The organism is Mesorhizobium sp. CA6 (genome assembly GCF_020165035.1).
In the GTDB taxonomy this organism is placed as follows: Bacteria; Pseudomonadota; Alphaproteobacteria; order Rhizobiales; family Rhizobiaceae; genus Mesorhizobium.
In genome coordinates this window covers 111,559-131,622 of record NZ_JAIUHI010000007.1, presented here as the reverse complement: position 1 = coordinate 131,622, position 20,064 = coordinate 111,559, and the positions used below count along the sequence as shown (strand labels likewise).

Annotated in this window: 17 protein-coding genes and 1 riboswitch; of the genes, 10 read left to right on the top strand and 7 right to left on the bottom strand. The window is 64.2% G+C overall.

Going from position 1 to position 20,064, the window contains the following annotated elements:
* Window positions 1-46: 46 nt before the first annotated feature.
* Both LB526_RS12680 and LB526_RS12675 read right to left on the bottom strand, forming a co-directional pair.
* The gene (locus LB526_RS12680; protein ID WP_224528015.1) at window positions 47-505 is read right to left on the bottom strand and encodes a hypothetical protein; all 459 of its coding nucleotides are present in this window, start codon (window positions 503-505) and stop codon (window positions 47-49) included.
* A gap of 241 nt (window positions 506-746) precedes the next feature.
* Window positions 747-1,595, bottom strand: coding sequence for a hypothetical protein (locus LB526_RS12675; protein WP_224549289.1), 849 nt, complete (start codon window positions 1,593-1,595; stop codon window positions 747-749).
* 368 nt (window positions 1,596-1,963) lie between these two features.
* Here LB526_RS12675 and glmM point away from each other — a divergent pair, with 368 nt between their 5' ends.
* The 5 genes from glmM to serA all read left to right on the top strand — a co-directional run bounded on the left by glmM (window position 1,964) and on the right by serA (window position 8,405).
* Window positions 1,964-3,316, top strand: coding sequence for a phosphoglucosamine mutase (gene glmM, locus LB526_RS12670; RefSeq protein ID WP_224627869.1), 1,353 nt, complete (start codon window positions 1,964-1,966; stop codon window positions 3,314-3,316).
* 219 nt (window positions 3,317-3,535) lie between these two features.
* Window positions 3,536-4,381 (top strand): outer membrane protein, encoded by an 846-nt coding sequence (locus tag LB526_RS12665; protein WP_224528009.1) that lies wholly within the window; start codon window positions 3,536-3,538, stop codon window positions 4,379-4,381.
* A 202-nt stretch (window positions 4,382-4,583) separates the two neighbouring features.
* Window positions 4,584-5,369, top strand: coding sequence for an outer membrane protein (locus tag LB526_RS12660; protein WP_224627867.1), 786 nt, complete (start codon window positions 4,584-4,586; stop codon window positions 5,367-5,369).
* A gap of 194 nt (window positions 5,370-5,563) precedes the next feature.
* Window positions 5,564-6,739, top strand: a complete 1,176-nt coding sequence (locus tag LB526_RS12655; RefSeq protein ID WP_224627866.1) for a phosphoserine transaminase — start codon at window positions 5,564-5,566, stop codon at window positions 6,737-6,739.
* Between the two features lie 64 nt (window positions 6,740-6,803).
* Window positions 6,804-8,405: a phosphoglycerate dehydrogenase gene (serA, locus tag LB526_RS12650; protein WP_224627864.1), complete on the top strand. Its 1,602-nt coding sequence runs from the start codon at window positions 6,804-6,806 to the stop codon at window positions 8,403-8,405.
* 94 nt (window positions 8,406-8,499) lie between these two features.
* Here the strand turns inward: serA and LB526_RS12645 are convergent, their stop codons facing one another.
* Complete coding sequence (locus LB526_RS12645; RefSeq protein ID WP_224549297.1) at window positions 8,500-9,399, bottom strand: DMT family transporter; 900 nt, start codon at window positions 9,397-9,399, stop codon at window positions 8,500-8,502.
* A gap of 322 nt (window positions 9,400-9,721) precedes the next feature.
* Between LB526_RS12645 and LB526_RS12640 the strand changes: the two genes are divergently transcribed.
* Together LB526_RS12640 and LB526_RS12635 are read left to right on the top strand one after the other, a co-directional pair.
* Window positions 9,722-11,020 carry an adenylosuccinate synthase gene (locus LB526_RS12640; RefSeq protein WP_224627862.1) on the top strand — a complete coding sequence of 433 codons (1,299 nt, stop codon included), beginning with the start codon at window positions 9,722-9,724 and terminating at the stop codon, window positions 11,018-11,020.
* Between the two features lie 69 nt (window positions 11,021-11,089).
* The gene (locus LB526_RS12635; RefSeq protein WP_224627860.1) at window positions 11,090-12,925 is read left to right on the top strand and encodes a hypothetical protein; all 1,836 of its coding nucleotides are present in this window, start codon (window positions 11,090-11,092) and stop codon (window positions 12,923-12,925) included.
* A 24-nt stretch (window positions 12,926-12,949) separates the two neighbouring features.
* On the opposite strand, the gene LB526_RS12630 is transcribed toward LB526_RS12635, so the two are convergent.
* The 4 genes from LB526_RS12630 to LB526_RS12615 are packed head-to-tail and all read right to left on the bottom strand — an operon-like array spanning window position 12,950 to window position 16,007.
* Complete coding sequence (locus LB526_RS12630; RefSeq protein WP_095767294.1) at window positions 12,950-13,249, bottom strand: CcdB family protein; 300 nt, start codon at window positions 13,247-13,249, stop codon at window positions 12,950-12,952.
* The gene (locus tag LB526_RS12625) at window positions 13,249-13,491 is read right to left on the bottom strand and encodes a type II toxin-antitoxin system CcdA family antitoxin (protein WP_095767295.1); all 243 of its coding nucleotides are present in this window, start codon (window positions 13,489-13,491) and stop codon (window positions 13,249-13,251) included. Before LB526_RS12625 ends, LB526_RS12630 begins: the two co-directional genes overlap by 1 nt.
* Before the next feature lie 55 nt (window positions 13,492-13,546).
* Complete coding sequence (locus LB526_RS12620) at window positions 13,547-15,361, bottom strand: ABC-F family ATP-binding cassette domain-containing protein (protein ID WP_224627858.1); 1,815 nt, start codon at window positions 15,359-15,361, stop codon at window positions 13,547-13,549.
* A 1-nt stretch (window position 15,362) separates the two neighbouring features.
* Window positions 15,363-16,007, bottom strand: coding sequence for a thiamine diphosphokinase (locus LB526_RS12615; protein ID WP_224627856.1), 645 nt, complete (start codon window positions 16,005-16,007; stop codon window positions 15,363-15,365).
* Window positions 16,008-16,142: 135 nt separating this feature from the next.
* A riboswitch (TPP riboswitch) is annotated at window positions 16,143-16,248 on the top strand.
* 45 nt (window positions 16,249-16,293) lie between these two features.
* On the opposite strand from LB526_RS12615, the gene thiB reads away from it, so the two are divergent.
* The 3 genes from thiB to thiQ all read left to right on the top strand — a co-directional run bounded on the left by thiB (window position 16,294) and on the right by thiQ (window position 19,944).
* Window positions 16,294-17,304, top strand: a complete 1,011-nt coding sequence (gene thiB / locus LB526_RS12610) for a thiamine ABC transporter substrate binding subunit (RefSeq protein WP_224627854.1) — start codon at window positions 16,294-16,296, stop codon at window positions 17,302-17,304.
* A gap of 244 nt (window positions 17,305-17,548) precedes the next feature.
* Window positions 17,549-19,159, top strand: coding sequence for a thiamine/thiamine pyrophosphate ABC transporter permease (gene thiP, locus LB526_RS12605; protein WP_224627853.1), 1,611 nt, complete (start codon window positions 17,549-17,551; stop codon window positions 19,157-19,159).
* Window positions 19,156-19,944 carry a thiamine ABC transporter ATP-binding protein gene (gene thiQ / locus LB526_RS12600; RefSeq protein WP_224627852.1) on the top strand — a complete coding sequence of 263 codons (789 nt, stop codon included), beginning with the start codon at window positions 19,156-19,158 and terminating at the stop codon, window positions 19,942-19,944. Before thiP ends, thiQ begins: the two co-directional genes overlap by 4 nt.
* Window positions 19,945-20,064: the final 120 nt, after the last annotated feature.

Sequence of the window (20,064 nt, the reverse complement as noted above, 5' to 3'; positions counted from 1 at the left end):
GTCTGCGGGAAAAACGGTGAACCGCTTTATCCGCCGTATTTGATTTTTATGATTCAGCTTTCAGCCGCGCATTGCAGAGGCTGTAGTAACCGCCGCCTTTCTGGATCCAGCGAAGGCCGTTCAACGTACCCGCTTCCTTGTTGTTGTGGTAACCCTGCAGGCAGGTCTTCATCCGGGCCTTAGCGGGCTTTTCGGTCTTGAACTCGGCGGCGAGGGTGGTTGGGAATGTCACGCCCGCCGGCGCTACCGTGGGGACGACCGCCGCGCTGGTTTCCGTTTTCTGCTGCTCCGCGGATGTGACCGGATCCGCGCTGACGCTCTCCGCGGCGGACGTCGCGCATTTCTCCTTGCGGAAAGCGGCCCAGTCCATGCCGTTCAGAGTGCCGCCTTCCTTGGCCGCCCGATAGGTCTCGCTGCATTCCTTCATCGTCAGCGCGCTCGCAGGTGAGGCGTTCCAAGCGACCAATGCCGTCACAGCCAACGCCGCCAATTTCAAACTGAACATTGAGACCCTCCTGATTGATGATAAGTTGGACATCTTTTGTATACTGTTTGTTCCATATATGTTCAACTGGAATCTTTGCGAGCTCCCGACAAAACCTGGCGATGGGCAGTGTGGGCAAATCGACGATACCGACAGTCCCGCCATATGCAGATGCGAGCAAGGCCGCGGGCGTTTTCGCCTGCAACAAAAGGCCCGCGCATCTTGCGACGCGCGGGCCTTTTTCCTTCGAATAATTAGGCGATCAGCTCTTCAGCTTGGCGTTGCACAGGCTGTAGAAGCCGCCGCCTTTCTGGATCCACTTCAGGCCGTTCAGCGTGTTGGCATCCTTGTTGGCATAGTACTGCTCGAGGCAGGTATGCATGCGGCCCTTGGCCGGGGTCTCGTTGGCGAATTTCGGCGAGATGGCGGCCGGGAAAGTGACGCCCTTCGGGGCGGTCACAGTCGGCTTGGCCGGTTCCTTCGTGAAAGTCGCCTCAGTCGGCGCAGGCACGGTGTCGTCATCGTCGGCACCTGCGCCGCATTCGGCCTTGCGGAAGTCGTTCCACTTCATGCCGTTCAGCTTGTTGGCGGTCTTCGCAGCCTGGTACTTGGTGCTGCACTCGGCCATGGTCAGGCCCTTGCCGCCATCGGCAGCGGCGGTCGAGGTCTTGGTCGTCGTGGCGGTTTTGGTGGCGGGGGCGGTGGCAGCCGCAGCGGTTGCGCCAGGGCCGCACTCGGCCTTGCGGAAGTCGTTCCACTTCATGCCGTTGAGCGTGCCGGCGGATTTTGCGGCCTGGTATTTGGTGCTGCACTCCTTGGAGCTCAGGCCCTTGGCCGCGTCGTCGGCAGCGGCGGCCGCCTTCGTCTTCTTGGCGGGCTTGGTGTCGGCGGCCTTCGTATCGGTCGCGGCCTTGGTGTCGGTCGCGGTGGCGTCGCTGCCGCACTGGGCCTTGCGGAACTGGTTCCAGGTCTGGCCGGCGAGCGTTCCCGCATCCTTGGCCGCGTTATACTTGGTGCTGCACTCGGCCATGGTCAGCGCGTTGGCCGGCGCCGCCAGGAACAAGGTTGCGACGGCGATACCCGTCAAAGCTGCAAGTCTATGAATAAGCATGGCGTTTTCTCCCTTGCTGCCGCCAATAAGTGTCCCTATGCCAAATCAATAGCTCTCAATGTCCGGTTGCGCCAGATGCTTCCGGCACAGGCGCTCTCACAAAGTGTGTTATTCGCGATAAGGTGATGAATTGCCTGCCGGTTCGCCGCCAGCCAGGCTTTGCCGGGAACAGGGCGCCGACAAGCCTCGCACCGGCAGGTATAGCGCCGCCACGTCAAAGGTGGTGACAGGCTGTCGAATCGCTTGCATCGCCCGCTACAATGTTTTTCTAAGAATTGGTAATATACAATCACGAAATTTGATGATCGGATGCGGCTCAATTTGTGGCAAAACGGGCGGCTGAAAAACCGACGGGGACTTTGAGACACATGGCAGGTCAGTATTTCGGCACCGACGGTATCCGCGGACGCGCCAACAAATTTCCGATGACGGCCGAGGTCGCCATGCGCGTCGGCATGGCCGCCGGGCTCTCCTTCCAGCGCGGCAATCATCGACACCGTGTCGTGCTCGGCAAGGACACGCGGCTTTCCGGCTACATGATCGAGAACGCCATGGTGGCGGGCCTGTGCGCCGCCGGGATGGACGTGTTCCTGCTCGGCCCAATACCGACGCCCGCGGTCGCCATGCTGGTGCGCTCGCTGCGCGCCGACATCGGGGTGATGATCTCGGCCTCGCACAATCCTTACTACGACAACGGCATCAAGCTGTTCGGTCCCGACGGCTACAAGCTTTCCGACGAGATCGAGGAACGCATCGAAGGCATGCTCGACAAGGACATCGAGCTGGCGCTCGCCGATTCCGATGGGCTCGGCCGCGCCAAGCGCGTCGACGGCGTGCATGACCGATATATCGAATTCGCCAAGCGCACGCTGCCGCGCTCGATGTCGCTTTCTGGGCTGAGGATCGTCGTCGACTGCGCCAACGGCGCGTCCTACAAGGTGGCGCCCGAGGCGCTGTGGGAGCTCGGCGCCGAGGTGGTGGCGATCAATGTCGAGCCGAACGGCTTCAACATCAACAAGGAGTGCGGCTCGACCCATCCGGCCGGCCTGCAGAAGAAGGTGCACGAGGTCCGCGCCGATATCGGCATCGCGCTCGACGGCGACGCCGACCGCGTCGTCATCGTCGACGAGAACGGCACCATCGTCGACGGCGACCAGATCATGGCTCTGATCGCCGAGTCCTGGCACCAGAGCGGGCGGTTGGCCGGCGGCGGCGTCGTCTCCACCGTAATGTCCAATCTCGGGCTGGAACGCTTTCTTGGCGACATGAAGCTGCAGCTGCACCGCACCAAGGTCGGCGACCGCTATGTGGTCGAGCACATGCGCGCACATGGCTTGAATGTCGGCGGCGAGCAGTCCGGCCATATCGTGCTGTCCGATTTCTCGACCACCGGCGACGGCCTGGTCTCGGCGCTGCAGGTGCTGGCCTGCATCAAGCGGCAGAACCGGCCGGTCAGCGAAGTGTCGAAGAAGTTTGAGCCGGTGCCGCAGCTCTTGAAGAATGTCCGCATCTCCGGCGGCAAGCCGCTGGAGGAAGCTGCGGTCAAGGCGGCCATCGAGGATGCGCGCAACCGGCTTGGCAAAGCCGGCCGCCTGGTGATCCGTCCCTCCGGCACCGAGCCGCTCATCCGGGTCATGGCCGAGGGCGATGATCCACAGCTGGTCGAAGCGGTCGTCAACGATATCGTTGGCATCCTGCAGGACACCCGCAGCGCCGCCTGAACGCCGTCCCGCAGTTCCTCTAAATCCGCAAGCCCGCTGCCAGGCGGGCTTTTGGTCGCCGGGCGGGCCGATCGGACAACGACCTACCCTCTAAAATTGTATAGATTCGTGGTTAATCGGTACGGTTAAACGGCTTTTAACCTTTGCAATTCATTATCCAAACCCGAGGTCAATCATCTTCGGGCGGGAGTCGTCCCGAGGCTTCTTAGGGGTGACAGAATGTTCAAGACAGCAAGAATGGCATTGCTTGCCGCGCTGTTCGCGGGGATAGCCGGACCGGCTCTCGCCGCCGATCTCGCGGAACCGCCTCCCGTCGAGCCGGCACCGCCGCCCATCGCCGAAGTGCAGCCCGTCGATGTAGGCGGCTGGTACATCCGCGGCGACATCGACTATCACTGGTCGCGCTTCGGCGGCGGCGATTACATCACTTATGGTGCCGCACCTCAGACCCAAGGCAGCTTCGCCAGCGGTTCTCTCAAGGGTGCGTTATCTGCCGGCGCCGGCGTCGGCTACCAGGTGAACCAGTATTTCCGCACCGATCTCACGGCCGACTGGATGGGCAAATCGAACTTCCGCGGCTCAACCGACGGCTTCTGCGCCGGCGGGGTGCCTTGTACTTCTGTCGACACTTCCTCCTACTCGGCCCTGCTGCTGTTGGCCAATGCCTATATCGACATCGGCACATGGCATGGGGTTACACCTTACGTCGGCGCCGGCATCGGCGGCGCCTGGGTCAAGTGGGACACGCTTCACAACAGCGATCTCGACGGAGACTTCTTTCATCGCGGCGGCAAGGGCTGGCGCTTCGCCTATGCCCTTATGGCCGGCGCCTCGTACTGTCTGACCGATCGCGTCAAGCTGGACGTCGGCTACCGCTACAGCCACATCAATGGCGGCAAGATGTTCGAATACGCTTCGGACAGCAATGTCGGCCCTGGCTACGACCGTGGCATCAACGTGCATGAGGTACGCGGCGGTCTCCGCTACCAGTTCGGCGGCCAGTCCGATTGCGCCCCGCCGCCGGAGCCCTACGTGCCGGAACCGGAACCGATCTACACCAAGTAATCGCTTCCTGAATCCTGGAATTTCAAAGCCGCCCGGCGCTAGCCGGGCGGCTTTCGTTTATGCGTCGCTGATAAATGTTGATTGAAATCAATTCGGTAACCGGCCGTTATCCTTAACCGCCACTTAACCACTATGGTTAACAATGGCTCCTTGAAACGGCGCCCGCGTTCGCGGTTGGCGCCAATTTCAGGAGCCGGGGACCATGATATCCAGATCGCGTATCGCGTCAGCGCTTGCCGCAATCATCCTGTTGCCGATGACGCCGGCGCTTGCGGCCGATTACGATCCGCCGATCTATGTCGATCAGGCGCCGGACTATCAGCCGGTCGAGATCGGCTCGGGCTGGTACCTGCGCGGCGATGTCTCGTATCTGGCGAGCAAGAGCTTCAAGAACGGGGATTTCACCTTCCCGTCGACGATCGCCAGCGAAAGTTTTAGCGAGAGCGAGGACGCGTATTTCGCGAGCATCGGCTTCGGATATCATTTCAACGATTACCTTCGCGCCGACATCAACCTCGGCTACCTGCCCGGCAACAAAGCCAGCTTCAGCTATGACGACACAGCAACCGTGGTGGCACCGGCAACGGCGACCGTGGGAGATGGAAACCTCAAGAACTATGCCTTCTCAGGCATATTGAACGGCTATGTCGATCTTGGCACATATGTCGGCATCACGCCCTATATCGGCGCGGGTATTGGTATCGTTCAAAGCAAATACAGTCTTTCGGCGGATTATTTCACCGACAACGGGGATGCAAGCGACGACTTCTCTCGGCGCAGCAGCAAAACAAAATATTCCTTGGCCTACACATTGAACGCCGGCCTTGCCTACCAGGTCTCGAAGAATGTTCTGATCGACCTTGGCTATCAGTATTTCTCCGCGCCCGAGGCCGAATATGTCACGGCCGCAAGCCTGAATTCCTTCCCTGTCCACAAGGGCATCAGCAATCATCAGATCAAGCTTGGGCTGCGTTACGATCTCTGGTGAGCCACGCAGGCTGAGAGGTTTCGACGGCGGGTCCTAAGGGCCCGCCGTTCTCCTTTCGGATCGAGCGCGAGTTGGAGCGAATATCCCGTCCGCGACAAAAACTTTGCTCTTGACGCCGAAGCTCTGAGCGCATATCGCCGTCCGTGGGCCACCCCTCCCCAACGAGGGGCCACTATCTGGAAGGATAGACCACGATGACGACGCTTACCAAGCCCGGACTCCGTCCGGCAAACCCCAATTTCTCTTCAGGTCCCTGCGCAAAACGCCCCGGCTGGTCGGTCGAGGCGCTGAAAGCCGCCGCGCTCGGGCGCTCGCACCGCGCCAAGATCGGCAAGGCGAAGCTCGAGCAGGCTATCGAGCTAACGCGCGAAATCCTCAAGGTTCCCACAGATTATCGCATCGGCATCGTGCCGGCGTCGGACACCGGCGCGGTCGAGATGGCGCTCTGGTCGCTGCTTGGCGAGCGCGGCGTCGACATGGTCGCCTGGGAGAGCTTCGGCTCGGGCTGGGTGACCGATGTCGCCAAGCAGCTCAAGCTCGCCGATGTTCGCAAGTTCGAGGCCGGCTACGGCGAGCTGCCCGATCTGGCGCAGGTCGACTTCGACCGCGACGTGGTCTTCACCTGGAACGGCACGACCTCGGGCGTGCGCGTGCCGAACGGCGATTTCATTCCCGCGAGCCGCAAGGGCCTGACCATTTGCGACGCGACATCGGCCGCCTTCGCGCAAAGGCTCGATTTCGAGAAGCTCGATGTCGTCACCTTCTCCTGGCAGAAGGTGCTGGGCGGCGAGGGCGCGCATGGCATGCTGATCCTGTCGCCCCGCGCCGTCGAGCGGCTGGAGACCTACAAGCCGGCCTGGCCGCTGCCGAAAATCTTCCGCCTGACCTCGGGCGGCAAGCTGATCGAGGGCATCTTCAAGGGCGAGACCATCAACACGCCGTCGATGCTGTGCGTGGAGGATTATCTCGATGCGCTCCGCTGGGCGAAGTCGATCGGCGGCCTGGAAGCGTTGATCGCCCGCGCGGACGCGAATGCCGCGGTGCTCGACCGGTTCGCTGAGAAGTCGACGTGGCTCGGCCACCTCGCCGTCGATCCGGCGACGCGCTCGAACACATCAGTGTGCCTCTCCTTCACCGACGCGCAAGTGGCGGCGCTCGACGCCGATAGCCAGGCGGCTTTCGCCAAGGGGATCGTGTCCGCGCTCGACAAGGAAGGCGTCGCCTACGACATCGGCTCCTACCGCGATGCCCCGCCCGGCCTGCGCATCTGGTGCGGCGCCACCGTCGAGACCGCCGATCTCGAAGCGTTGCTGCCCTGGCTCGACTGGGCCTTCGCCACGCAAAAGGCGTCGCTCAAGGCAGCGGCCTGAGTTTCATGGCGGCCCGCGGGCCGCCATTTCCCGACACATCCATTCCCACGTCAAGGAGGCCGCAATGGCGCCCCGCGTTCTCGTTTCGGATAAACTTTCCACCACCGCCGTGCAGATCTTCAAGGATCGCGGCATCGACGTCGACTATCTGCCCGATCTCGGCAAGGACAAGGAAAAGCTCGCCGAGGTGATCGGCCAATATGACGGCCTCGCCATCCGCTCGGCGACCAAGGTCACCGAGAAGCTGATCAATGCGGCAACCAGGCTCAAGGTCGTTGGCCGCGCCGGTATCGGCGTCGACAATGTCGATATTCCGGCCGCCAGCCGCAGGGGCATCATCGTGATGAACACGCCCTTCGGCAATTCGATCACCACGGCCGAGCATGCGGTGGCGATGATCTTCGCGCTGGCGCGGCAGATACCGGAAGCCAATGCCTCGACCCATTCCGGCAAGTGGGAAAAGAACCGCTTCATGGGTGTCGAGATCACCAGCAAGACGCTGGGCGTGATCGGCTGCGGCAATATCGGCTCGATCGTCGCCACGCGCGGCGTCGGCCTGAAGATGCATGTGATCGCCTTCGATCCGTTCCTGTCGGACAGCCGCGCCGAGGAGCTCGGCGTTCAGAAAGTCGAGCTCGACGAGCTCTTCGCCCGCGCCGATTTCATCACGCTGCACACGCCGCTGACCGACAAGACGCGCAACATCATCGATGCGGCGGCGATCGCCAAGATGAAGGACGGCGTGCGCATCATCAATTGCGCCCGCGGCGGATTGATCGTCGAGGCGGACCTGGTCGCGGCGCTGAAGAGCGGCAAGGTGGCCGGGGCCGGCATCGACGTGTTCGAGGTCGAGCCGGCCGAGAAGAACCCGCTGTTCGGCATGGAGAATGTCGTGGCAACGCCGCATCTCGGCGCCTCTACCACCGAGGCGCAGGAGAATGTCGCGCTGCAGGTTGCAGAGCAGATGAGCGACTACCTGATCAAGGGCGCGGTCTCCAACGCCATCAACATGCCTTCGATCACAGCCGAGGAGGCGCCGCGGCTGAAACCCTTCGTCAAGCTTGCCGAAGTGCTCGGCGCCTTTGTCGGCCAGGTCACCGAGGATCCGATCAAGGAGGTCGAGATCCTGTTCGACGGCTCGACCGCGACGATGAACACGCGCGCCCTGGTGAGCGCTGCCCTTGCCGGCCTCATCCGGCCGCAGGTCTCCGACGTCAACATGGTGTCGGCGCCGATCATGGTGAAGGAGCGCGGCATCATCGTCGCCGAGGTCAAGCGCGACAAGTCGGGCGTGTTCGACGGCTATATCAAGCTCACCGTCAAGACCGAGCATATGACGCGCTCGATCGCCGGCACCTGCTTCTCCGACCACAAGCCGCGCTTCATCCAGATCAAGGGCATCAATCTCGATGCCGAGGTCGGCCAGCACATGCTCTACACCACCAATGCCGACGCGCCCGGCATCATCGGCCTGCTCGGCACGGTGTGCGGCGAGAACGGCGTCAACATCGCCAACTTCCAGCTCGGCCGCAACCGACCGGGCGGCGATGCGATAGCGCTGCTCTATCTCGATGCGCCCTTCCCGGAAAGTGTGCTGGAGCAGGTACGCGCGCACAAGTCGATCGACTCGGCGAAGCGGCTGCGCTTCGACGTCGGCGGCGAGTAACGTCCGGACGTGAAAACGCCCCGCTTGCATCAGCAGGCGGGGCATTCATGAGGTGGCTGTCACCCGATGGCCGCTTGCCGGGAAGTTGAGATATTCACCCCGTCTGCAGCGCTGCTCGGCTGCCGCTGTACTCGGCAAGCGCAATGCCGCCGAGGACAAGCGCCAGCGCGAAGGCCTGATACGCCTGAAACTGCTCGCCGACGATCAGCACCGAAAGCAACGTGCCGAAGATCGGCACCAGATTGATGAACAGGCCGGCGCGGTTGGCGCCGATCAATTCGTTGCCCTTGATGTAGAGGACCTGCGAGACGACCGAAGCGCCAAGCGCCGTGTAGAGCGTGAGCGCCCAGCCACGGGCGTCCGGCACGATGACGCGGCCAGACGCGACCTCCCAGACGAAGAAGGGCAGGGAAACCAGCAGCGCGGCAATCGACAGCGCCAGCATGAAACTTTGCCAGCGGATTGCCGGCCTGAGGCGCAGTCCCACCGAATAGAGGCTGTAGCAAAGCACCGCCACAAGCATGATGGCGTCGCCAAAATTGAGCTCGAGCTTCAGCAGCTGGCCGAGGTCGCCATGACTTGCCGTCAGCGCGACGCCGGCGATGGTGAGCACGACGCCGACGATCTGCAGAGGCTGCACGCGCAGCCTGAACAGCACGAAATTGGCAAGAATGATGACGATCGGGATGGCTGCCTGCTCGATCGAGACATTGATGGCGGTCGTGTAGTTGAGCGCGGTGTAGAAGATGACGTTGAAGATGGTGAAGCCGCAAGCGCCGAGCCCGGCAAGCAGCCTCCAGTGCCTGCGCACTTCGGGCCAATCCTCACGCAGCGTCCGCCAGCCAATGGGCAGCAGGATCAGCACCGCCATCACCCAGCGCAGGAACACCAGCGTCATCGGCGAGACATGGCCGACGGCAAGCTTGCCCGCCACCGAATTGCCGCCCCACAAGAGCATGGTCGACAGAAGGAACAGATAGGCGGCTCGGTGCATGGAGGTTCCGGCCCTGCGGGTGCTCGAGGGTTCGGCCCGGCCTAGAGTGGCGGCGGCGGCAAGTAAATGATGCGAAAGCCGGAATTTGTTGTGCCTGGACCAGGTTGAGGTCTCGGCGTTGGCGTCATTTTGATCCAAGTCCTTGAGGGGCATGGTCACTTGCGGAAGCCGGTTCCCGCTTTTTGGGTTCGCCGGCCTTCGGTTCGGGGTCATGCTCCAACGGTGGTTTCGGCGGCAAAGAAAGGGTCGCGCCAGCCTCCGCTTGACGCTATAGAGGCCTGTCGTTTCAGGCCGCCCGCGCGGCATTTCAAGGGAAAAGAACATGGCCAATGTGGTGGTCGTCGGCTCGCAATGGGGTGACGAAGGCAAGGGCAAGATCGTCGACTGGCTGTCGGAACGGGCCGATGTGGTCGTGCGCTTCCAGGGCGGCCACAATGCCGGCCACACGCTGGTCGTCGACGGCAAGGTCTACAAGCTGTCGCTGCTGCCCTCCGGCGTGGTCAGACAGGGCAAGCTTTCGATCATCGGCAACGGCGTGGTGTTCGATCCGCATGCCTTCGTCGCCGAAGCCAAGAAGCTCAAGGAGCAGGGCGTGGAGGTCACGCCGGAACGCCTGAAAATAGCCGAAAACACCGCGCTTATCCTGTCCCTGCACCGGGAGCTGGACGGATTGCGCGAAGACGCAGCCTCGAATTCAGGAACCAAGATTGGCACGACACGACGCGGCATCGGCCCCGCCTATGAGGACAAGGTGGGCCGGCGCGCGGTGCGGGTGATGGATTTGGCGGATCTGGAAACGCTGCCCTTGAAGGTCGACAGGCTGCTGACGCATCACAATGCGCTGCGCCGCGGGCTCGGTCATGCGGAAGCGACGCATGAGGCGATCATGCAGGAACTGACCTCGGTGGCCGCCGAGATCCTGCCTTATATGGACCGCGTCTGGAAGGTGCTCGACGACAGGCGTCGCGCCGGCGAACGCATCCTGTTCGAGGGCGCGCAGGGCACGCTGCTCGACATCGACCACGGCACCTATCCCTTCGTCACCTCGTCCAACACCGTGGCCGGGCAGGCCGCAGCCGGTTCGGGCGTAGGCCCCGGCGTCATCGGCTATGTGCTCGGCATCACCAAGGCCTACACGACGCGCGTCGGCGAAGGGCCGTTCCCGACCGAGCAGATGAACGAGATCGGCGAGTTCCTCGGCACGCGCGGCCACGAGTTCGGTGTCGTCACCGGCCGCAAGCGCCGCTGCGGCTGGTTCGACGCCGTGCTGGTGCGCCAGGCCGTCGCCGTCAACGGCATCAAGGGCATCGCTCTCACCAAGCTCGACGTGCTCGACGGGCTCGACGAGATCAAGGTCTGCACGGGCTATCGCCTCGACGGCGAGACGATCGATTACCTGCCGGCCAGCCAGGGCGCGCAAGCGCGGGTCGAGCCCGTCTACGAGACGCTCGAAGGCTGGAAGGGAACCACGGCCGGCGCCAGAAGCTGGAACGATTTGCCGGCGCAAGCCGTCAAATATGTCCGCCATATCGAGGAGCTGATCGGTGCCCCCGTGGCGTTGCTCTCCACCAGCCCCGAGCGGGACGACACAATACTTGTGACCGACCCATTTCAAGACTAGTTTCACAGCCCTTCCCGGCGCTATGGCTGATTTGCGGCCGGCGGGAAAAGAATGCAGGTCACCTGACGCATGGCAGATTTCGTTAGTGTTCTGAAAAAGCAGCTCGACAAGAAGGCCGACCCTTCGTTCGAGGTGCGCAAGCAGATATACGACGGCGCCCGCGCCGTGCTGGCAAAGAAACTGGCCGAGTATTCCCCGCCGCTTGCGCCCGATGTCGTCAGCAAGCAGAAGCGCTCGCTGGAAGACGCCATTTCCAGTGTCGAGCGCGAGTATGTCAAACGCGTTCCGGCCGAGGATCCGCTGGCGGAGCTGGAGCATATTTTCTCCTCCATCGACCGCAACAAGAACCAGCCGAGCCATTCCCGCCAGCCGGCGGCGCCGGAGCCCGCCAAGCCGGATCCGTTCAAGTCTGAGCCGTTCAGGCCGTCGCCCGCGCCCGCCAGGACCGAACCAAGTTGGCAAGGCGGGCCGAAGGCGGAACCCGCGCGGCAAACCCCTGCGAAGGACGAGCCAGCCTGGCAGAACACGGCAAGGACGGAGCCGAACTGGCAGACCGTGCCAAAGGCGGAACCAGCCTGGCAGAAGGCGCCGCCGCCGATGCCGTCGCCGCGCGAAGACGATGTAGGCCTGGCGGGCATGGACGATGCCGATGACGGCAGCGATGTCTTCGCCAATGACGAGCAGCCGGCGGCCGATACCTTCCAGCGCCTGCGGCCACAGCCGCAAAAGCGCAAGCGCAGCTATGGCGGCTTGATCGCCGCCGTCGTCGCGCTCCTGGTGCTGGCCGGCGGCGGCTACGGCATATGGCTGAACAAGAATGCGTTCGGGTCGCTCTTCGGCCTTGGCGGCGGTGGCAGCAAGACGGCCTCGACAGAGCCGCTGGTCAAGCCGGCTCCGGCCAAGCCGGCGACGGAGACGGCGGCCGCGCCGGCTGCGTCCGGCACCGGCGAGGCGGCCGACACCAACAAGTTCACGCAACGCCTGACGCCCGAGGGCAAGGAGACGGATCCCGGCCCGGCCGGCGGACAGCCCACGATCGGCGAAGGCGAATCCGTCGCGGCGCTGACCTCGCGGCCGCCGGCTACGCCGGCGACGACCCTGCCTGCTCCGGCTACGCCCGCTCCGGTCACGCCTGCTCCGGCCACGCCGACGCCTGAGACGCCTGCGGCCGGAGCGCCGGCGACCGAAGCGGCCAATCCAACGCCGCCCGCAGCCGGAACCACGCCGCCGCCGGCTAACGCGGCAACGCCGCCCGCGGCCGGCGCCACGCCACCTGCGGCAGCGACAACGCCGCCGCCCGCGGGCTCGACACCGGCTGCGCCGGCGCCGGCGACCGCCGAGGCAACCGTGCCGGTCGGGCAGAAGGCGATCTTCTATGAGGAGCGCACCAGCACGCAGCAGGGCACGGCCGAGCCAGGCAGCATCGTGTGGTCGCTTGTGCAGGAATCGCCCGGCGGCGACCTGCCGCCGGAACCGGCGATCCGCGCCGAGGCGACGATCCCGGGCAAGAATATCCAGCTGCGCATGACGATCCGGCGCAACACCGACCAGACACTGCCCGCCAGCCACATCATCGAGATGATCTTCCTGACGCCGGAAGGGTTCGACGGCGGCGGCGTCGACAACATCCTGCGCATCGCCATGAAGAGCTCCGAACAGGATGCCGGCAGCCCGCTGATCGGCATCCCGGCCAAGATCGCCGACGGCTTCTTCCTCGTCGCGCTCAACGACACCAAGGCCGACGAGGACGCCAACCTGACGCTGCTGAGAGGCCAGGCCTGGATCGACGTGCCAGTAGTCTACAAGACCGGACGCCGCGCCCTGCTCACCATGGAAAAGGGCATCCCCGGCGAGAAGGTTTTTGACGAGGCGCTGAAGGCCTGGGCGGCGAAGACATCGGGGTGATGGCAGCGGCGGTTTTAAGCCGCCTCAGAAGCCCTGAAACAGCATGTCGAGAGCGGCGACGATCTCGTCATGATGCCTGCCAAGGTTTCCTTCTGCCGCCCGCAATTCGGAAGCCGTCACAGCCGAAATGAACTGAGTGACCATAACGTGTTCCTTGCCATCGATCCTGAAGATCGGGTTCAGCCTGCGTGCCGGCAGCGGTGCGATGTTGGGGGGCAGAAGGGGAACGACGACGTTGGTATCGAGCTGTTCTAGTATGTCGGACTGAACATCGAGGAGATAACCGTCGCTTCCCGTGCTTCGGTAGAAATCGTAGCGAGCCATCAAAACAGCCGGTACTTGGCCAAAGGCAGACCGTTACGCTTGACGTATTCGTTAGAGCTTTCGAGCGCTTCCTTGTTCTCCTCCTGCCAGCGACGGATCTTCTCGGCAGAAATTGCCTTGGCGATTCCTTGCTCGGCGGCGCGGGACATATTGATACCCAATGCCTTGGCCTCCTCGATCAATCTCGAATCGATCGAGGTGTTTACCGATTTGCGTTGCGGTTTCGCAGTTGATTGGAGCACGGCAGCCTCTCTATTCCATGCGCATAATATAAGCGCATAGAACGTGCAGGCAAGCCTACCCTTCCATCTCTTCGCGCAGCATCTCCAGTTCCAGCCACTCTTCCTCCAGTGCCGCCAGCGTCGTGCGCTCCTTGTCGAGCGTGGCGATAGTCTTCTGGAACGAGGCGGGGTCGCGCTCGTAGAAGGAGGGGTCGGCGATGTTGTTCTCCAGTCGCGAGATCGAGGCCGTCACCGCTTCGATCTTCTTAGGCAGCGACTCCAGTGCGAATTTCTGCTTGAACGAGAGCTTTTTCGCGGCGCCTTTGGGCGCCGCCGGTTCGGCTTTCGGTCCAGCCTCGCTCGCCTCGATCTTGGACCTTGCCTTGCGGTCTTCCAGCCTGGAGCCGCCGCGCTGCGCCAGCATGTCGGAATAGCCGCCGGCATATTCGGTCCAGCGGCCGCCGCCGTCCGGCGCGATCACGCTGGTGACGGTGCGATCAAGGAAGTCGCGGTCGTGGCTGACCAGTATCACGGTTCCGGCAAAGCCCGCGACAAGCTCCTGCAGCAGCTCCAGCGTCTCCATGTCGAGATCGTTGGTCGGTTCGTCGAGCACCAGAAGGTTCGCTGGCCGGGCCAGCACGCGGGCCAAAAGCAGCCGCGCGCGCTCGCCGCCGGAAAGCTCGCGCACCGGCGTGCGGGCCTGCTCCGGCTTGAACAGGAAATCCTTCATGTAGGAGACGACATGACGCTGCTCGCCGTTGACGACAAGGTTCTCGCCGCGTCCGTCGGTGAGGTAATGCGCCAGCGTCTCCTGCGGATCGACGGCCTCGCGCTTCTGATCGAGCATCGCAATCTCGAGATTGACGCCAAGCCGCACGGTGCCGGCGTCCGGCGCCAACTCGCCGGTCAGCATCTTCAACAATGTCGTCTTGCCGGCGCCGTTCGGGCCGACCAGGCCGACGCGGTCGCCGCGCTGGATGCGGGTCGAGAACCCCTTGACCACGGTGAGATCGCCAAAGCTCTTGTCGATGTTCCTGGCCTCGATCACCAGCTTGCCGGATTCGGCGGCGTCGCTGGCCACCATCGTCGCGGTGCCCTCTGCGCCGCGATGGCTGCGGAAGCGCTGGCGCATGGTTTGCAGCTCGCCGAGGCGGCGCATGTTGCGTTTGCGCCTGGCGGTCACGCCATAGCGCAGCCAATGTTCCTCGCGCACGATCTGGCGGCCGAGCTTGTGCTGGTCGCGCTCTTCCTCTTCCAGCACCTGGTCGCGCCATTCCTCGAAATGCGCAAAGCCCTTGTCCAGCCGCCGCGTCTGGCCGCGGTCCAGCCAGACAGTGGCGCGCGTGACGCGCTCGAGAAACCGGCGGTCATGCGAGATCAGGATCACCGCGGAGGAGGTACGGGCGAGCTCTTCTTCCAGCCATTCAATCACCGAAAGATCGAGATGGTTGGTCGGCTCGTCGAGGAGCAGGATGTCGGGTTCCGGCGCCATGACGCGGGCAAGGGCGGCGCGGCGCGCCTCGCCGCCGGACAGGTCGTTCGGCCGCTCCTCGCCGGTCAGGCCAAGATGGTCCATCAGATAGGTGGCGCGATGCGGATCGTCGGCTGGGCCAAGGCCCGCCTCGACATAGGCGCGCACGTCGGCGAAGCCGTCCATGTCCGGCATCTGCGGCAGATAGCGGACCGTGGCCGAAGGCTGGCGGAACACCTCGCCATCCTGCGGCTCGATCATCCCAGCGGCGATCTTGAGCAGCGTCGACTTGCCCGAGCCGTTGCGTCCGACCAGCGCGATCTTCTCGCCGGCGGATGCGCTGAGCGCCGCGCCGTCGAGCAGCGGGGTGCCGCCGAAAGTCAGTTTAATGCCGTCGAGGTTGAGGAGTGGCGGCGCCATGTCAACTTTCTGGAAGAGGATAGGGGTGGGCCAGAAGCAGGGCCCGGCCGCGCTCCAGCGCGATGCCAAGCTGCCCTTTGATCTCATTTGATATAGTGAGCGAGGAACCGAACGCCACCTCGACGCGGTCGAGCGGCCATTTGGCGCCGGTGACCGTCAGGCCGGACAGGTCGGAAAAGCCGAGCACCGAAAACAAGGTGCCGTCGTCATAGTCGAAGCTGGCCTTGCCGCGCAGGATGGGAGCGCCTTCCTGCGCGCCACTGGTCAGCAGCACGGTCGTGCCAGCCTCGGCCAGCCGCACGGCCAGCGCCAGATGCAGGAAGGCATGGTCGGCGCGCTTGCCGCCAAAGGCGCCGGCCAACACGAGGCTGGTGGCGCCACGCTGAAGCGCTTCCGCTATGGCGAGCTCGCCATCGGTCATGTCCTTCTCAGCCGGAAAGACTTTTCGCGGCACGGCGGCGAGATCATCCGGCAGGTTCGCCGGCACCGAGTCGAAATCGCCGACCCAAAGTTCGGGGACAAGTCCAAGCATGCGGGCATGGCCGATGCCGGCATCGGCGGCGATGACGCGCGAGCCTTCGATCTGGCGTTCGAGCCGGGGCGTGCGGATAAGCTCGCCGCCAAGCAGGATGGTGAATGTGCCCATGGCCGTCGCCCTTACCAGCCCGTCGGGCGAAACGGAAGCGGGATGCCGTGCGCTTCGGCTGCGAGGGTACCGGCGAACATTAGCTGCCCGGCAAACTTCCGCTTGCGCGCTGCTTCGGCCGGGCCTATCTGTCGAAACGCTCTAACGGGGTGCCGGACGTGATCCGGCTGAGAGGCGATCAAGCCAACCCGCTGAACCTGATCCGGTTTGTACCGGCGGAGGGATTAGACGTTTCGGACCATCCGGCGCCTCAATTCCTTGTCACTCGAACGAAGGAGGCGCCGATATGCGCGCAATACTGTCCCATCTCATTCTCGCAACCGGCTTTGTCTCGCTTCTGGCGGGCGTCGCGCCTGCCGCTGCGAAGGACAAGCTCACCGTCTATACCTATGAAAGCTTTACCGCCGATTGGGGCCCCGGCCCGGCGGTGAAGAAGGAATTCGAGGCCGAATGCGGCTGCGATCTCGAATTCGTCTCGGTGGCCGACGGCGTGGCGCTCCTCAACCGCGTCAAGCTCGAAGGCGCCGGCACCAAGGCCGACATCGTGCTCGGCCTCGACACCAATCTCACCGCCGACGCCAAGGCGAGCGGACTGTTCGCGCCGCATGGCGAGATCTCCGCCATCGACGTGCCTGGAGGCTGGAGCGACGACACTTTCGTGCCTTTCGACTACGGCTATTTCGCCGTCGTCTATGACACGCAGAAGCTTAAAGTCCCGCCGAAGAGCCTGAAGGAGCTGGTCGAAGGCGCCGGCACGGACAAGATCGTCATTCAGGATCCGCGCACCTCGACGCCCGGTCTCGGGCTGCTTTTATGGGTGAAGTCAGTCTATGGCGACAAGGCGCCGGAGGCCTGGGCAAAGCTCAAGACCAAGGTCCTGACGGTGACGCCGGGCTGGAGCGAGGCCTATGGCCTGTTCACCAAGGGCGAGGCGCCGATGGTGCTGTCCTACACCACCTCGCCGGCCTACCATATGGTGGCCGAGAACACCGAGCGCTACCAGGCCGCCTCGTTCGAGGAAGGCGAATACCTGCAGATCGAGGTTGCCGGCATCACCACGACGGGCGCGAAGAACCCGCTGGCGCAAAAGTTCATCGCCTTCATGACCGGACCGAAATTCCAGGATGTCATTCCGGAAACCAACTGGATGTTCCCGGCCGGCAAGACCGACAAGCCGCTCAACCCGGCCTTCGACAAACTGGTGAAGCCGACCAAGACCTTGCTGTTCAGCCCGCAGGAGGTCGCCGCCAACCGCAAGGCGTGGGTGGATGAGTGGCTGGCGGTGATGAGCAAATAGGATCGCTATTCGCGCAAGATGATCGCTCTACGGCGCCCCCCTCTGTCCTGCCGGACATCTCCCCCACAGGGGGGGAGATTGGCCGTCATCGGCGGTTTCGCCAACTGGCGACGTTGCAGTGATGAGCGAAGCGCGGGCGCTGCTGATCTCCCCCCTTGTGGGGGAGATGTCCGGCAGGACAGAGGGGGGCGCGAAGGAACACGGCGTTTGCTGAATTCCACCAAGGTGCAACGTGCAAGCCGCCGTGCACCCTGACTCCCGCGTCACCGCCGGCGTCGTCGCGCTGGCGGCCATCGCCCTCCTCATCGGCGGTGCCTTCGCCGGCCTCGCCGTCGAAGGCGCGCACGATCTCTCCGGCGCTGCCGCCGCCTTCGACAATTATCTCCTGCGCGTCGCCCGCTTCACGCTGTGGCAGGCGGCTCTGTCGACGCTGCTGTCGGTCGCGCCGGCGCTGCTCGTGGCGCGCGCGCTGTCGAGGCATCCGGCCTTTCCAGGTCGCGGCCTGATCCTGCAATTGTTCACCCTGCCGCTGGCGTTGCCGGCCATCGTTGCCGCGCTCGGCATCCTGGCGCTCTACGGTCGGGCTGGATATTTTGCCGGCGTCTTCGCCGGACTTGGCGGTGGGGATTGGCCGGGGATCTACGGCCTCTCCGGCATCCTTGTCGCTCATGTCTTCTTCAACCTGCCCTTGGCGACGCGCCTGTTCCTCGAGGCGCTGGGCACCGTTCCCGCCGACCAGTGGCGGCTGGCCAGTCAGCTCGGCATGGGTGCCTGGCCGGCCTTCCGGCTGATCGAATGGCCGGTGCTGCGCGCGGCCCTGCCGGGGATTGCCGGGCTGGTCTTCATGCTCTGCATCACCTCCTTCACCATCGTGCTGACGCTCGGCGGCGGTCCGGCCGCGACGACACTGGAAGTGGCCATCTACCAGGCGCTGCGCTTCGATTTCGATCCCGCGCGGGCCGTAACACTGACGTTTCTTCAGATCGCGCTGACCTTCGTCGTGGTCGCAGCACTCACGCGGCTCGGCGCCAACACGGTCGGTGATGCCAATCTGCCGGTGGCGCCGCGCCGCTACCTTTCAGCGGGCCGGCTCGAAACCGTGCTGAATGCCGGCCTCATCGCGCTTGCCCTGCTGTTCGTCGCCGGACCGATGGCGGCGACGCTGCTTTCAGGCCTGGAGGCCGATCTCGGCCGGCTGGCAGGCGAGGAAGCGGTGCGCCGCGCCACCCTCACCAGCGCGGGCCTTGCCCTGCTTGCAGCGCTTCTCAGCGTGACGCTGTCGCTGGCGCTGATCGCGGCGCGGCGCGCGCTGGCCCTACGGCGCCGGGCAGGCGGGGCCATGGGCCTGCTCGAACATGCCGCCGACACCGGCGCCGGCTTCGTGCTCGTCGTGCCGCCGATCGTGCTTGGCGCCGGCTGGTTCCTGGCGCTGCGCCACGTCACCGATGTCTTTGCCATCGCGCCGGTCATGGTCGTCGCCGTCAACGCAGTGATGGCGATGCCCTTCGCGATCCGCGCCGTTCGCCCGGCCTATGACGCGGCGAGCGAACGCCATGAGCGGCTTTGCCTGGCGCTCGGCATAGCCGGCTGGAACCGGCTCAGCCTGATCGACTGGCCGTCGCTGAGGCGGCCCTTGGCCACCGGCTTCGCCTTCGCCATTGCGCTGTCGCTCGGCGATCTCGGCGTGATCGCGCTGTTCGGCAGCGATTCCGTGCAGACCTTGCCCTATCTGCTTTTGGCGCGCATGAGCAGCTACCGGACAGCCGACGCCGCGGGACTTGCCTTGCTGCTCGGCCTCGTCTGCCTGATGCTGGTGGTCGCCGCGGACTGGCTGGGGCGGGAAGGAAAGTCATGACGACGACCATCGACGGCACCGCCGCGCAAAAGGGCCTCGCCGTCGCGCTGGATGGCGTCTCGTTCAGCTATGGCGAATCTTCCTTTCGCTTCGACGCCGAATTCGCAGCCGGCAGGATCACCGCCATCATGGGGCCGAGCGGCTCCGGCAAGTCGACGCTGCTCAATCTGATAGCCGGCTTCGAAGTGCCCGATGCGGGCAAGGTCCTGATCGGCGGCGTCGGTCTCGGAAACACGCCGCCTTCGACGCGGCCGGTGTCGATGGTGTTCCAGGAAAACAATTTGTTTGCGCATCTTTCCGTCGAAGCCAATGTCGGGCTCGGCCGCTCGCCGTCGCTGAAACTCGGCGACGCCGATCGCGCCGACGTCGCCGAGGCGCTGGCGCGGGTTGGTCTTGCCGGCAAGGAAAAGCGGCTGCCGCGCGAGCTGTCCGGCGGCGAGCGGCAGCGCGTGGCGCTGGCGCGCGTGCTGCTGCGCGACCGGCCCGTTTTGCTGCTCGACGAACCTTTCGCGTCGCTCGGCCCGGCGCTGCGCGACGATATGCTGGACCTTGTGGCTGGCATTCATGCCGAGCGCGAAATGACGGTGTTGTTCGTGACGCATCAGCCGGAAGATGCGCGCCGCGTCGGGCAGGACGTGGCATTTCTCGACGAAGGCACGATCGCGGCAGCCGGGCCGGCCGAGGATTTCTTCGATCGGTCTGGACCGGATGCGTTCCGGCGCTATATCGGCGATCGAGGCGGCACCGTTGCCGGATCACAACATGTTGCCCGGAAGCGGACATAATTTATGGCCAAACCGGCAACGGGCGATCCGGCGTTTGCTTGCCTTGTCCGGGGGAGTATGGCTAGGTCCGGCCATGCTGGTCCGGAGGGGCCGTGATTTGCCGAAAGATTTGGAAAGGAA

Excerpts from the sequence above, each read along its gene's own strand:
- serA (WP_224627864.1), top strand. The coding sequence starts at position 6,804 with ATGGCGCCCCGCGTTCTCGTTTCGGATAAACTTTCCACCACCGCCGTG.
- LB526_RS12660 (WP_224627867.1), top strand. The coding sequence starts at position 4,584 with ATGATATCCAGATCGCGTATCGCGTCAGCGCTTGCCGCAATCATCCTG.
- LB526_RS12635 (WP_224627860.1), top strand. The coding sequence starts at position 11,090 with ATGGCAGATTTCGTTAGTGTTCTGAAAAAGCAGCTCGACAAGAAGGCC.
- LB526_RS12630 (WP_095767294.1), bottom strand. The coding sequence starts at position 13,249 with ATGGCTCGCTACGATTTCTACCGAAGCACGGGAAGCGACGGTTATCTC.
- LB526_RS12675 (WP_224549289.1), bottom strand. The coding sequence starts at position 1,595 with ATGCTTATTCATAGACTTGCAGCTTTGACGGGTATCGCCGTCGCAACC.
- thiB (WP_224627854.1), top strand. The coding sequence starts at position 16,294 with ATGCGCGCAATACTGTCCCATCTCATTCTCGCAACCGGCTTTGTCTCG.
- LB526_RS12655 (WP_224627866.1), top strand. The coding sequence starts at position 5,564 with ATGACGACGCTTACCAAGCCCGGACTCCGTCCGGCAAACCCCAATTTC.
- LB526_RS12680 (WP_224528015.1), bottom strand. The coding sequence starts at position 505 with ATGTTCAGTTTGAAATTGGCGGCGTTGGCTGTGACGGCATTGGTCGCT.
- LB526_RS12615 (WP_224627856.1), bottom strand. The coding sequence starts at position 16,007 with ATGGGCACATTCACCATCCTGCTTGGCGGCGAGCTTATCCGCACGCCC.
- glmM (WP_224627869.1), top strand. The coding sequence starts at position 1,964 with ATGGCAGGTCAGTATTTCGGCACCGACGGTATCCGCGGACGCGCCAAC.
- LB526_RS12645 (WP_224549297.1), bottom strand. The coding sequence starts at position 9,399 with ATGCACCGAGCCGCCTATCTGTTCCTTCTGTCGACCATGCTCTTGTGG.
- LB526_RS12640 (WP_224627862.1), top strand. The coding sequence starts at position 9,722 with ATGGCCAATGTGGTGGTCGTCGGCTCGCAATGGGGTGACGAAGGCAAG.
- thiQ (WP_224627852.1), top strand. The coding sequence starts at position 19,156 with ATGACGACGACCATCGACGGCACCGCCGCGCAAAAGGGCCTCGCCGTC.
- LB526_RS12620 (WP_224627858.1), bottom strand. The coding sequence starts at position 15,361 with ATGGCGCCGCCACTCCTCAACCTCGACGGCATTAAACTGACTTTCGGC.
- LB526_RS12665 (WP_224528009.1), top strand. The coding sequence starts at position 3,536 with ATGTTCAAGACAGCAAGAATGGCATTGCTTGCCGCGCTGTTCGCGGGG.